Genomic DNA, 13,048 nt, shown 5'->3' on the forward strand with positions numbered 1-13,048 from the left:
CAATTTTCGTTTCTTTTTTTTAACCTCAAAGCTCTGATTTGAATATATAAATTACAAGTAACATATATGGCAATTTCATAAGTTCATTTTTCAAGCATATATTGCAATATCTCACTAGCAATTGCAACATCTTGGCGTGGAGTTTTACCATGTTCTATAAACACTGAGATTGCATAGCGCGGATCATGGTAGGGGCCATAAGCGATAAACAATTTATGACTTTCACCTTTAGAGTTTATCTCTGGTGTTCCGGTTTTGCCAGCAATTTGTATACTGCCTAGTCCTTTTCTATAGTTAGAATTCACCACGTCAAACATAGCTTTTCGAACCACACTAAGATGCTCATGATTCACATCAATATCAAGAAAGTCTTGCCCTGATTTACTCATCTCAATGTGGGGAATTACCTCCTTTCCTGTTGCAACCCTCGCTGCAAGAACTGCAAGCTGTAATGGCGTTGTAAGTAAATACCCTTGTCCTATAACTAAGTTAATGGTATCACCTAAATACCACTCTGAATATAGCTTGCGTGCACGCCAATCCACATCAGGCAACAATCCCGGAGCTTCTTCCTTAAACATTCCAATTAATGGTCCACTTCCTATACCAAATTTGCTAGCCATTTCTAGTAGAGAATCTACATTTATTTTTTTTCCTATATTATAAAAGTAAGTGTTGCATGAGAAGGCCATTGCCTCGTTTAAAGATACATATCCATGGACTTTGCTTTTTAGGCAACGAAATTTTCGTTCACCTATTTTCATATAGCCCCTACACGAGAACTTTTCTTCTGGTGTTATTATTCCATCTTTTAAACCCGCAAGCGCATCTATTATTTTAAATATTGAACCAGGTGGAATTTGATATGATAATGCACGGTTTACAAGCGGTAATGAAGGATTGTTTAAATTTTTCCAAGTTTCATTTGATAATCTGCTAGTGAAAAGATTATTATCGTAAGAAGGTGAATTATATAATGCTAAAATTTCTCCGTTATTTATATCAATTACCACTGTGGAACCTTGGTGATCTTTAAATATCTCTGCAATTTTCTTCTGTAAATCAACATCAATTGTCAGCTGTATATCTTGTCCATCTTGCTGCGGTATGCTAGATAACTCTCTCATGGTACGCTTCTTAGAATTTATTTCCTGCTCAGATTTTCCGGTCTTGCCTTTTAATACATGATCATATGTATATTCAATTCCACTAACCCCTGCTTCATTTATGTCTTGCTGTTTTTTTGTATATCCGATTATATGAGAACATATCGAACCAAACGGGTAATAACGTTTATAAAGAGCAGTTATTTTTGTATCTGATGATTTTGTTGTATCAGGTTTAATTTCTGATAACATCTGCAAATCAACTTCCCTAGTAAAGGTTTTTTGCCCATCAAATAAAACAATATACGAAATTTTGTTTACTGCGAGTTCAACGCTATTCCTATCCAAAATCCTGCCTCGTTTAGGCACAATAGTAACAACTTTTATCCTATTATTATTGGATAGCACTTCATATTTTTGTCTATCTCGTACTTGTAAAGTATACAACCTATAACTAAAAATAGCAGAAATAGTAAGCTGAATACCACCTAATATGAATGCCCTGCGGTTGAAGACCTTGTTTTTTGTCCACATAGAATTCCTTTAGAACGCACTCATTCTCCTTTTATTGACACATTTCTAGCTTTCACTACATCACAAACCCTTTCTTCCCACTCACTTAAGGTAACAAGTTTGTAACCCGATTTTTTTAGTATTTCAATAATCTGAGATAAAGCTTCAACTGTATTTGATTTGTTATCGTGATCATGGAACAATATAATCGCTCCATTATGTACATTGCTTAAAACTCTTTCAACCAGAATTTCTGATTTATCGCCTTGCCAGTCCAGAGAATCAACTGTCCATAATATGGAATACATATTTAATCGATTAGTATTTTTGATCAAATTATCGTTATGACATCCATATGGTGGACGAAACCATTTTACATTCTGTTCTGTTGCATTTTTAATTGCCACATTTGTCTTTTCCAGTTCTTGCAATTGCTCCTCACTTGAAAGTGATGTCAACTTCCTATGCGACCAAGAATGATTACCTAATTCATGACCTGCTTTATGGATTTTGTTTACTATTTCAGATGTTTTTTTATTTATACGCTCACCAAGCACAAAAAATGTCGCTTTTGTTTCATTGCTCTCCAGAATATTAATAATATCTCCTGCTCTATTATAAGACGGTCCATCATCAAACGTAAGTGCAACGAACTTATCTTTGTTATTCAATAATTTCTTTATATTACTTAAATTTCTATATGATAGATCCAAATCACAACTGAGCCCACGATATGGTAAGTTAAAGTTACAATCACTACAGAAAACTGCGCTTGAATATAGCAAAAGAAAAGCGATTATTCTTATAAACATATATAATCAGCAAAGTGATAGAGTACTACACTTTTTTGCTAAATTAAACCACTTTTAGCAGCTACTGTTTACTTCGTTACTTTGTCAATATATTATATTAATAACTTTATATAATATAGTATGATTGCAAATATAAATACCGTTGCTCTTCAGGGAACCAGCACAGTAAATATTAATGCACAAATTCACATGGCAAATGGTATTCCAGCTTTTAATATTGTTGGACTGCCGGATAAAACTGTTGCAGAATCCAGAGAGCGTATCAGAGCAGCGTTAAATTCAATCAATCTTCTGTTACCTCCAAAAAGGATTACGGTTAATCTTTCCCCTGCGGATTTGCTTAAAGAAGGTAGTCATTATGACTTAGCTATTGCTGTTGGATTACTTGTTGTAATGAATGTGATACCAGTTGAAAAAGTTCAGTCTTATATAATCATGGGCGAGCTTGCACTAGACAGCAGAGTCATACCAATCTCAGGAGTACTTCCAACAGCAATCAATGCAAAACAGGTAAATAAAGGAGTAATTTGCCCAAGGGGAAATGGAGTAGAAGCTTCATGGGTAAAGAATGTTTCTATTCTGGCTATAGAGAAATTAACCGATATTATCAGACATTTTAAGGGTGAGCAGTTAATTCAGCCGGTAACTTTTAACTATAGCGCTGCGCCCAAAGAAAAAAATTCAGTTCCAGATATAAAGGATATTAAAGGTCAAGTTGTTGCAAAAAGAGCAGCTGAAATTGCAGCAGCAGGTGGACACAATATGCTTCTTGTTGGACCTCCTGGTACTGGAAAGTCAATGCTTGCTAAGCGATTTATAGGGCTATTACCCGATTTGACTGAACAAGAGATGATTGATGTTAATATTATCTCTAGCATAACAAAAGCCAGTAACGAAACATTTAAAGTAACTCGTCCCTTTCGTGAACCTCATCACTCATGTTCCATGCCAGCGATGATAGGAGGAGGAAAAAATGCAAAGCCTGGGGAAATTACCATGGCTCACAATGGTGTGTTATTTCTTGACGAGCTACCTGAATTTCCAAGGCTTGTGCTTGATTCTCTACGCCAACCACTTGAAGATAGAAAAGTCACTATCGCAAGGGCAAATGCTCACATTACTTATCCAGCTAATTTTCAACTTATAGCTGCAATGAATCCCTGCAGGTGCGGTTACTTAGGTGATGCAAGTAGATCGTGCAACAAAGCTCCAAAATGCGGCACAGATTATAGAAATAAAATATCAGGACCTTTGCTTGATAGAATAGACATATGCATTGAAATGCCAAACGTTAGTATACTCTCTCCTGAAATTTCTTCAGAAGGAGAAAGCACTGAAAATATTAGAAAAAGAGTGATAGCAGCGAGGAAAATTCAAGCTGAGCGTTATAGTAAATTGAATATTTATTGTAATGCAGAAGTAAGTGGTGAAGCATTAACTAAGCCAGACGAGGAAGGATTAGAATTACTAAAATACGTACTGAAAGAAAATTACATTTCCAATCGAGGCTACATACGCATATTAAGAGTTGCAAGAACCATTGCAGATCTTGCAAAAAGTGAGGAAATAAAAAGAGCACATATTGCAGAAGCACTAAATTACAGAATAAGAATGTATAAATAAGTTAATTTACTTGACAGGAAACTTTTTTTGCCATATACTACCCTTAGTGAAATTTTAATATTTTTGGAGTATAGTTATGGGAAAACTTGAAGCAATAAAAAATAAATATAGAGACGAAGGACTTTGGTCAGCAGCTAAAGAAGTGCCTGTGCAAGGTTGGGATCTCGTAAAAGAACATAAAGGCAAGACAATTGGTATTTCTTTAGCAGTTATAGCAGTAGCTTCACTTACAGCTGCTTATTTTTTAAGTCCAGCTTATGCAACTTTTGTTGGTACAGTTGGAACAAAGGCTGCAACACTTGTTAGTCCTGCTATTACTGCAATGTCTGCATTTGCAGTTGCTCATCCGCTCATTGCTAGTTTGGTAATTGTTGCTGCAGTAGCAGCTTTAATAACTGCACCTGTGCTTGCATATAAAAACAGTGGTAAATCAGAGGAAATTAAAGCCCTCAATGGCGACATCGACAAAATATCAGCAATAGTAAAAGACGAGAATAAACAACCAGATACTAAGATTAATGAACTTAAAGGAATTCCTTCCTTGGTGAAGGCCCTCTCTGTATAAATTATGCTTTCAACAAAAAGGACAGGCTTCTGTCCTTTTTTACTTACAAGTACTTTCTGTTTTTTTTGCATCTTAAGTAGTGTTATTTGAAAGTATGTAGTCATTATATCTATTAATGTTAAGAATAAGTAAATCTTGTTTACTATTTGCATATATCAAAATGAAAAATGTTTGCATATTGTTAACAAAGATAGTAACTTGTTATCAAGTGAATTCACTAATATTTGAGTAATTTAAATGTCAATTGACCTTAGTTTACCAGAGCTACCTGTATTACACCCAAGGATTACCGTTGTGGGAGTGGGTGGTGCTGGTGGAAATGCTGTGAACAACATGATTCAATCCAATTTACAAGGGGTAAATTTTGTTGTAGCAAATACCGATGCTCAAGCGTTAGAGAAGTCATTATGTGATAAAAAAATTCAGCTTGGTATTAACTTAACTAAGGGCCTTGGTGCTGGTGCTTTGCCTGATGTTGGTAAAGGTGCAGCAGAAGAATCAATTGATGAGATTATGGAGCATATAAAAGATAGCCATATGCTCTTTATCACAGCAGGTATGGGTGGTGGTACTGGAACAGGTGCTGCACCGGTAATTGCAAAAGCAGCAAGAGAAGCAAGAGCGGTAGTTAAAGATAAAGGAGCAAAAGAAAAAAAGATACTGACTGTTGGAGTTGTAACTAAGCCGTTCGGTTTTGAAGGTGTGCGACGTATGCGCATTGCAGAGCTTGGACTTGAAGAGTTGCAAAAATACGTAGATACACTTATTGTCATTCCCAATCAAAATTTATTTAGAATTGCTAACGAGAAAACTACATTTGCTGACGCATTTCAACTCGCCGATAATGTTCTACATATTGGCATAAGAGGAGTAACTGATTTGATGATCATGCCAGGACTGATTAATCTTGATTTTGCTGATATAGAAACAGTAATGAGTGAGATGGGTAAAGCAATGATTGGTACTGGAGAGGCAGAAGGAGAAGATAGGGCAATTAGTGCTGCAGAGGCTGCGATATCTAATCCATTGCTTGACAATGTATCAATGAAAGGTGCGCAAGGAATATTGATTAATATTACTGGTGGTGGAGACATGACTCTATTTGAAGTTGATTCTGCAGCCAATAGAGTGCGTGAAGAAGTGGATGAAAATGCAAATATAATATTTGGTGCCACTTTTGATCAGGCGATGGAGGGAAGAGTTAGAGTTTCTGTTCTTGCAACTGGCATTGATAGCTGTAACGACAATTCATCTGTTAATCAAAACAAGATCCCAGCAGAGGAAAAAATTTTTAAATGGCCTTATAATCAAATTCCAATATCAGAAACAAAAGAATATGCTTCAACTGAGCAAACAAATGAAAGAGTTAAGTGGGGCAGCAATGTTTATGATATACCAGCTTATTTAAGAAGAAAAAAATAATGCAATTTTGGCTACTAAAGTCAGAACCAAGCGAATACTCCTGGCAAAAAACGGAAAAGGAGCAGGTGACGCAGTGGAATGGTGTATGCAATTATCAAGCTCAAAATTACATGAGAGCTATGAAATTAGGCGATCTTGCATTTTTTTATCATACAGGTAAAGAGAGAGTTATACTTGGAATAGTTGAAGTATTAAAGGAGTATTATCATGTTTATAATTCCAAATTTGGACTAGTGAATGTAAAATTTTTGAAACCTTTAAGTAACCAAGTGACGTTAAACAGTATAAAACAAAACCCACTTTTGAAAAATATGGTTATATTAAAACAATCACGTTTATCAGTTTCTCCAGTTTTAGAGACTGAGTGGAATGAAATAATAAGGATGAGCGAATGTTAGAAGTGAGCATTCTTGATAAGAGGTGGCATAGTATTACGAAGGACCCACAGAGTTTTGTATTAAATATTATTAATGCTTCTCTAAAAGAATTAAAAATAGATCATTATAAACCAAATATATCAATAGCTCTCGCTGATGATAACTTGCTACATCAACTTAATCTTAAGTTTAGAGAAATAGATAAGCCAACTAATGTACTATCATTTCCATGCGAACAGTTATCTAGTGAATGTGATCTAGGAGACATAGCAATTGCAGTAGATACAATAGAAAGAGAGTCTCATGAGTACTGTATATCTATCCTCACTCACACTGCACACATGTTAGTTCATGGATTGCTGCATTTACTTGGCTATGATCATCAAAAAGAAGATGAAGAAATTATAATGAAAAGTTTAGAGAGCAAGATTTTAGCTTTGCTTGAATTTGAAAAGGAAAAGTATGGTAGATAATACCAAAATATGTTATTTACAAAAAAGGGGTTTTAGCTGTAAAAGGTAAGCAATATGGTTCAGTTTTCTTTACCAAAAAATTCTAAAGTTAATAAAAAGGGCAAGGTTTATCCTACTCCTACCGGAGCAAAAAATATTAGAAGATTTCAAATTTATCGTTGGTCTGCTGATGATGATAAAAATCCAAGAATAGACACATTTTTTATCGATATGGATAATTGTGGCCCTATGGTACTTGATGCATTAATAAAAATAAAGGATGAAATAGATTCAACCTTAACTTTTAGACGCTCTTGCAGAGAAGGAATATGCGGATCTTGTGCAATGAATATTGATGGTACCAACACTCTCGCATGCACTAAATCTATACATGATATAAAAGGTGAAGTAAAAATATATCCACTACCTCATATGTATATAGTAAAGGATCTAGTTCCAGATCTAAGCCAATTTTATGAGCAATACAAATCGATTAAACCTTGGTTACAAACAGATAAATCTGCCTTACAAAATAAAGAATACTTTCAATCTCCTGAAGATAGAAAAAAATTGGATGGTCTGTCTGATTGTATACTATGTGCTTGCTGTTCGACTGGTTGCCCAAGCTATTGGTGGAATGGTGATAAATTTTTAGGGCCAGCGGTATTACTGCAAGCTTATAGATGGATTGCTGACAGTCGTGATAATAAGAAAGAAGAAAGACTTGCTTCTTTAAACGACCCATTTAAGTTGTATCGTTGTCATACAATAATGAATTGTACAAAAACCTGCCCGAAAGGTCTTAACCCAGCAAAAGCGATAGCGAAAGTAAAACAGCTTATGGTAGAGAGAGGAGGAATTTGAGTGTTATTTCTGGCACTCTTCGTAAGAAAATAGTAGACCCTCTGAAGCATAGGGTATTGTTAATACTCTAAACGTTCTTCCGTTCATGAAATGTATTGTTTCACCATATGATTCCAGTAATCTTTTGAACAACTCATGTCTTTGATTATTAATAGTTTGAAAATCATTTTTTCCTAAAAGCTTTTTAGATTCAAATAGGTGAAGCATAATCTCGTGATAAGTTGGATAAGACTCCAAAAATTTTGGATCAAACTGAAAAGTTTTTATAAAAGCATTATTATAAAATTTTAGCTTTTGATTCTTACTATATATCGCTACAGCAATCGATAGCTTCTCAAGCAAACTTTCTTGTGCAGCTAAACAATTGCTTAGCTCAGTATGTAATTTTTTTTCATCACTAATATCTTTTCCATACATTACTATGCTATTAGAATTTTGCACTGGAACTTCAACAAAATTAAAAACCTTAGGTTCGTTCTTGTAAGTTATTACACACTCTCCTGGTTTTACGTTATAGGAGCCACTCGCAACAGTAAATTTTTTAGAGCTGCCTATATATTTATCATAAAATAAGTTATAAAACCTTACTTTTTTATTCTTATTGTGCTTCAGTATTGGAAATGGTAAAGAGTCAAAAATTTTTTTATAGTTCTCCAATTCTCGCATAAGCTTACTATTTTCTAACTCAAGTTCATTAGCTTTTATCTTATAATCGGAGATATTCCTTATCCATAACAACACACCAATCACATTATTAGAATAATCTATTATGCTTTTACCATAACATGTGCAATAAACCTCACTGTCTTTTGACTTTAAATCTAGAGTAAAAGATTTATTTATTTCCTTTGCCTCAGCAAAACTTTTAATTAAGCTTTCTGATTGCTCAAAAAAATTTACAAACTCATTAAATGAATAAAAAACAGTATTAAGCAAAATTAGTAAATTGGGAGAAAATTTTTCTATACGTTTTTTTGCGTCCCAAATATAAAATCCATCATTCACAGTATCTATTAAATTATTTATGATAACATTTTGATGTTGTAAGTCCTTAATTTTATTACTAATTTTTAATTTAGAATATGAGAAAAAGAAGAATACTAGAATTAGTAGTAAAACTATTTCATACAAAAAAAACATGGCATTCCAAAACAAATATAAAAATTTGTAACCTCTCAGCAAAGAGATTGTACTGAAGAGGTATATAAGTGAAGATTGCCAAATACCCTAAAGCCTAATCTCTTATAAAGGTTTACAGAAGATTTCATGCAATGTGCTACTATGTATTTGCATTCAAATTGCCTAGCTATCTTTATTCTTTCTAGAACCATTTGAGTTCCTATTCCACGACCCCTGTAAATTGGTAAAACTCCATCGCTATAAAAACCAGCTATGCTGTCTTGAATATAAAGACCGCATGTTCCAACAATTTCGTTATTTAGCATTACAAGAAAAAATCTTAACCTTGAGCTCTTATCATCATAATTCGATAATTGGCGAAAAAACGTGCTAACAATACTAATTCTATGATAAAAAATTTTAGAAGTGTGTAAATCTAATTGCTCTAAGAGCTCACTACTATTTACAACATTGAACTTCAAATTTGGAACAGCATCATCAGGCAAAAAATAATCTTTTATATTGAGTAAAACTTTTTTTGGTGCGTTAACGTGTTTTATTTCGCATTTTTCTAAAATACCCCCTATTTTTATACGTGGACTTATTATCCATGTTGCTTCTATATTTCGTGCTTTGAGATAATCTAGAGTTCTGCATATGGAAAGCTCAGTACATTGATCTTCACAAAACACAAAATTAAATAACGATTCTCTGGTACCATTTACTGTAAATATAACATTATCAAATTCGTCATGTATTTCCCACTTGGACAAATTCGTTGCATAAAGTATATAATCCTTTAGGTTCTGAATAATTAAGCTTGAATAACAAATTTTTTTATTCTGCATAAATCAACAATAAACAATAAAAGGCTCCTATAAAAACAAAGGCTAAAATTGCAGCTACAACATCATCTAGCATAATACCTAAAGGACCTTTTGTATTTTTATCAATCAAATTTATAGGCCACACTTTTATTATATCAAAAAACCTAAAGGAGAAAAAGCACACCAACAATACAGAGCTATTCATTTCTTGTTCTAATAATATTGAAACTAGAAGTACTGTCAGCAATTGACCAACTACTTCATCAATTACTACCTCTTTTGGATCATGCGGAGCTTTGTAATGTTGTATATAATTGCCTGTAGACCATAATCCAACTAAGAATAAAAAAAAAATAATTGCTGTACCTAAAATTCTGTCATTGAGTAATATAGGAACAATTGGGTAAGCAGCCAAGCTGCCTATAGTACCTGGCATGTGTTTTACCGTGCCAGATAGCCACCATGTTGATATTAATTTATATAAAAATTTCACAATATACCGAAATATAAAACTAATTTACAAGAACAGAAATAGTATCTTCTATAGAAGTATTTTCATATAGCAATCTATAGATCGCTTCACATATGGGCATTTTTATCTTTAGCTTTTCTGCTAAATCAAATGCAGACTTAGCAGTGTTAAAACCTTCAATTACCGACTTACCTTCTGATAAAATCTGCTGAGCACTAGAACCATTACTATTAGCTACTTTAGATCCAAAAGATAGATTTCTTGAATTTAATGATGTGCATGTCACAACCAAATCGCCTAAGCATGCTGGTCCAAGTAGTGTATTTATATCTACATTGCCGTCACCAACTTTTGCTGAGTATAAAGCCTTAATTTCACTCATACTTTTCGTAATTAATGCTGCATGAGCATTAAACCCAAACCTACCTAGAACAACCCCACATGCTATAGCAAAAACATTCTTTAACGCTGCACAAACCTGTATTCCTATAACATCGCTACTAAGGTACAATTTAATATTTTCTTGCTGTAGCTCTGATACTAATTTTAAACCTAATACTTCATTTTGACATGCAAGAACCATCGAATATGGTAATTTTCTTGCAACTTCTATAGCAAAGCTAGGACCAGAAAAAACAGCAAGAGGATTATTAGGTAAAACTTCATTGACTACTTCACTAGGTAATTTTAATGTAGATTTTTCTATTCCCTTACAAGCCAAAATTATTGCTACATTTTTTTTTAGGTTACAATCATTCAATTGATGACATATCTCCCTTAGAGACTGAGTGGGAACAGCTAGAATTATTACTGAAGCATTCACTGCATCTTCAATAGCTAATTTTACTGATACATTATCAGAAATTGGACAATCAGGTAGCTTGTCACTTTCTCTTTTCTCTTTAATTGATTCAAATATGGCCTTATTGCGAGTCCACAAAATTACATTTTTCTTACCACTTAATGAAATCGCAATTGCTGTACCCCATGCGCCAGCACCTAAAACTGATATTACCACTCAATATTCCTGAAAGTATTACTTATAATTTAAAACTGTAGAATAAGTAAATTAAAAATATAACATAAAAGTATAAAATAGTTTAAATATCTATTAACCTAAGTATTCTTTTAATAAAAATAGCTTCTATTCAATATTTACTAAAAATAGTATTATTATAGTATATCTATTGTATTTTAGATCTATTTGTATAATTTTGGAACGACACATTAACTATTAATTAATAAGTGTAATTTCTATTATTCATTAATAAAAATTTGATTTGTTACTTTCCTTGGTTATATATATTACTAAAATTATAAATTATTTATGGGGTGTAAAATATGCGTATATTATTAATTGAAGATGATCAAGTAAGTGCAAGGACTGTAGTTAATGCCTTAACTTCTGATGGACATTTTTGCGACGTTGTTACTTCTGCACAAGATTATAACAATAATATGGTTTCCTCGGGTGGAGACTGTTACGATCTAGTTATTCTAGATATACACCTGCCTGGTGATATTGATGGATATGATATACTGTTAAGATTAAGAAGTGCAAAAATCAAAGTTCCTGTTTTAATACTTTCGTGTATCTCCGCTGCCAACCATAAAGCTAAAGGACTTGGGTATGGTGCCGACGATTACTTAACCAAGCCATTTCACAAGAGCGAATTATTAGCTCGAATTAAGGCCATAGTCCGACGTACTAAAGGCCATCCCGAATCAGTGATAAAGATTGGTAATATGAATATCAATTTTGATCACAGGATTGTTGAGGTAAAAGGCAAAACAGTTCACCTTACTAACAAAGAGTATTCCATGATAGAATTGCTGGCATTGCGTAAAGGAGCAGTGTTGACAAAAGAAATGTTTTTAAACCATCTTTACAATGGCTTGGACGAACCTTCAGACAACAAAATAGTTGATGTTTTTATGTGTAAATTACGTAAAAAACTTGAAAGTGCAAATGACGGAATAAGCCACATAGAAACCGTTTGGGGTAGAGGATATGTTCTAAAAGAGTATGTTGACGATGAAGAATACTCTAGTGTTAATATAAGCGAAAGCAGTAGTGACTATCAAGCAGAACAAGTCAAGGACAGCGCATGAAATGCTTTATTTACTTGTTGATTGAAGAAGCGAAAAGGTAGATTTAGTAAGATAAAAACTAATCCTAAAAGTGAGGTAACGTGGTCAGTCTTTTAGAACTTTACAAAGATTTGCAACAAAAGATAGAAAAGTTGGAAGCGGAGCTAAAAAGTTATAGGTAAGAAAGTAAGGCTTTAGAGATAGAGAATGACTAGTTAAAGGAAAAGCTCGGTTAAAATTCAAGCTTTGTTAAGTTCAAAAGGAATTCAACCACTATGGATTAAAATCCAAAGATTGAGAGAGAGCATAGAATGCTAACTTTCGACTTGAAAGTCACCAAATTTATCTTCTTTTTTAGAGTGATTTTCAATATAATTTTTTATCATTTCGTCAGTTACATTTCCGCTAGTCCTGACAAACTAGCCTACTGCCCACAACCCAATATCTCTTTTTTAGCTCTGGAAAGTTTTGCTGGATTTTTCTGGAACTTTTTCCTTTTATTAACTGCACTAACTTACTAATACTTAAGTATGGGGGTACAGAAACGTATACGTGTACATGACTTGACGCAACTCTACCTCTGATAATTTCTACTTGATTATTTGCACATACTTCTTGTACAACTTCTTTAGCTTTCTGTCCAATATCTCCAACTAGTACTGGATATCGATATTTTGTTATCCACACTATGTGATATATATACAGAGTGACTGCTTTTTCTATAATATTCCACATTCTTTCAGATTTTTCACCTTTAAATTATATTCTTAAAAGGATGGACTTCAAGTCCAGGGTTTTTCTCCCA

Annotated in this window: 13 protein-coding genes and 1 pseudogene; 7 read left to right on the top strand and 7 right to left on the bottom strand. The window is 33.5% G+C overall.

Annotation, left to right across the window (positions count from 1 at the left end; genetic code table 11):
* Positions 1–83 precede the first annotated feature (83 nt).
* Positions 84–1,640: a penicillin-binding transpeptidase domain-containing protein gene (locus ACQ4M0_RS03075; RefSeq protein ID WP_438456208.1), complete on the bottom strand. Its 1,557-nt coding sequence runs from the start codon at positions 1,638–1,640 to the stop codon at positions 84–86.
* 20 nt (positions 1,641–1,660) lie between these two features.
* On the bottom strand, positions 1,661–2,431 hold the full coding sequence (locus tag ACQ4M0_RS03080; RefSeq protein ID WP_149168629.1) for a polysaccharide deacetylase family protein: 771 nt from the start codon (positions 2,429–2,431) through the stop codon (positions 1,661–1,663).
* Between the two features lie 120 nt (positions 2,432–2,551).
* On the opposite strand from ACQ4M0_RS03080, the gene ACQ4M0_RS03085 reads away from it, so the two are divergent.
* The 6 genes from ACQ4M0_RS03085 (at position 2,552) to ACQ4M0_RS03110 (ending at position 7,734) form a co-directional block, all read left to right on the top strand.
* Entirely contained in the window at positions 2,552–4,054 is a 1,503-nt protein-coding gene (locus tag ACQ4M0_RS03085; protein ID WP_264684951.1) for a YifB family Mg chelatase-like AAA ATPase, read from the top strand.
* Between the two features lie 76 nt (positions 4,055–4,130).
* Positions 4,131–4,619, top strand: a complete 489-nt coding sequence (locus ACQ4M0_RS03090) for a hypothetical protein (RefSeq protein ID WP_438456209.1) — start codon at positions 4,131–4,133, stop codon at positions 4,617–4,619.
* Between the two features lie 237 nt (positions 4,620–4,856).
* Complete coding sequence (gene ftsZ, locus ACQ4M0_RS03095; RefSeq protein ID WP_213863995.1) at positions 4,857–6,041, top strand: cell division protein FtsZ; 1,185 nt, start codon at positions 4,857–4,859, stop codon at positions 6,039–6,041.
* A complete protein-coding gene (locus tag ACQ4M0_RS03100; RefSeq protein WP_438456210.1) occupies positions 6,041–6,439 on the top strand; it encodes an EVE domain-containing protein in 399 nt (132 codons plus the stop codon). Before ftsZ ends, ACQ4M0_RS03100 begins: the two co-directional genes overlap by 1 nt.
* Positions 6,433–6,891: an rRNA maturation RNase YbeY gene (gene ybeY, locus ACQ4M0_RS03105; protein WP_007302008.1), complete on the top strand. Its 459-nt coding sequence runs from the start codon at positions 6,433–6,435 to the stop codon at positions 6,889–6,891. The genes ACQ4M0_RS03100 and ybeY overlap by 7 nt, the downstream gene beginning before the upstream one ends.
* Positions 6,892–6,945: 54 nt before the next feature.
* A complete protein-coding gene (locus ACQ4M0_RS03110) occupies positions 6,946–7,734 on the top strand; it encodes a succinate dehydrogenase iron-sulfur subunit (RefSeq protein ID WP_213863994.1) in 789 nt (262 codons plus the stop codon).
* Between the two features lie 3 nt (positions 7,735–7,737).
* Here the strand turns inward: ACQ4M0_RS03110 and ACQ4M0_RS03115 are convergent, their stop codons facing one another.
* From ACQ4M0_RS03115 to ACQ4M0_RS03130, 4 genes are all read right to left on the bottom strand, one after another.
* Positions 7,738–8,874: a hypothetical protein gene (locus tag ACQ4M0_RS03115; protein WP_213863993.1), complete on the bottom strand. Its 1,137-nt coding sequence runs from the start codon at positions 8,872–8,874 to the stop codon at positions 7,738–7,740.
* A 35-nt stretch (positions 8,875–8,909) separates the two neighbouring features.
* Positions 8,910–9,701, bottom strand: a complete 792-nt coding sequence (locus ACQ4M0_RS03120) for a GNAT family N-acetyltransferase (RefSeq protein WP_019236659.1) — start codon at positions 9,699–9,701, stop codon at positions 8,910–8,912.
* Complete coding sequence (locus tag ACQ4M0_RS03125) at positions 9,691–10,116, bottom strand: phosphatidylglycerophosphatase A family protein (RefSeq protein WP_007302012.1); 426 nt, start codon at positions 10,114–10,116, stop codon at positions 9,691–9,693. The genes ACQ4M0_RS03120 and ACQ4M0_RS03125 overlap by 11 nt, the downstream gene beginning before the upstream one ends.
* Positions 10,117–10,192: 76 nt before the next feature.
* Positions 10,193–11,170, bottom strand: a complete 978-nt coding sequence (locus ACQ4M0_RS03130) for an NAD(P)H-dependent glycerol-3-phosphate dehydrogenase (RefSeq protein WP_007302013.1) — start codon at positions 11,168–11,170, stop codon at positions 10,193–10,195.
* 323 nt (positions 11,171–11,493) lie between these two features.
* Between ACQ4M0_RS03130 and ACQ4M0_RS03135 the strand changes: the two genes are divergently transcribed.
* Positions 11,494–12,264 carry a response regulator transcription factor gene (locus ACQ4M0_RS03135; protein ID WP_007302014.1) on the top strand — a complete coding sequence of 257 codons (771 nt, stop codon included), beginning with the start codon at positions 11,494–11,496 and terminating at the stop codon, positions 12,262–12,264.
* Between the two features lie 293 nt (positions 12,265–12,557).
* Here the strand turns inward: ACQ4M0_RS03135 and tnpA are convergent.
* A pseudogene (gene tnpA / locus ACQ4M0_RS03140) lies at positions 12,558–12,976 on the bottom strand (IS200/IS605 family transposase).
* Between the last annotated feature and the right edge of the window lie 72 nt (positions 12,977–13,048).

Origin of the sequence: Wolbachia endosymbiont of Kerria lacca (assembly GCF_051602725.1) — a bacterium.
Classification (GTDB): domain Bacteria; phylum Pseudomonadota; class Alphaproteobacteria; order Rickettsiales; family Anaplasmataceae; genus Wolbachia.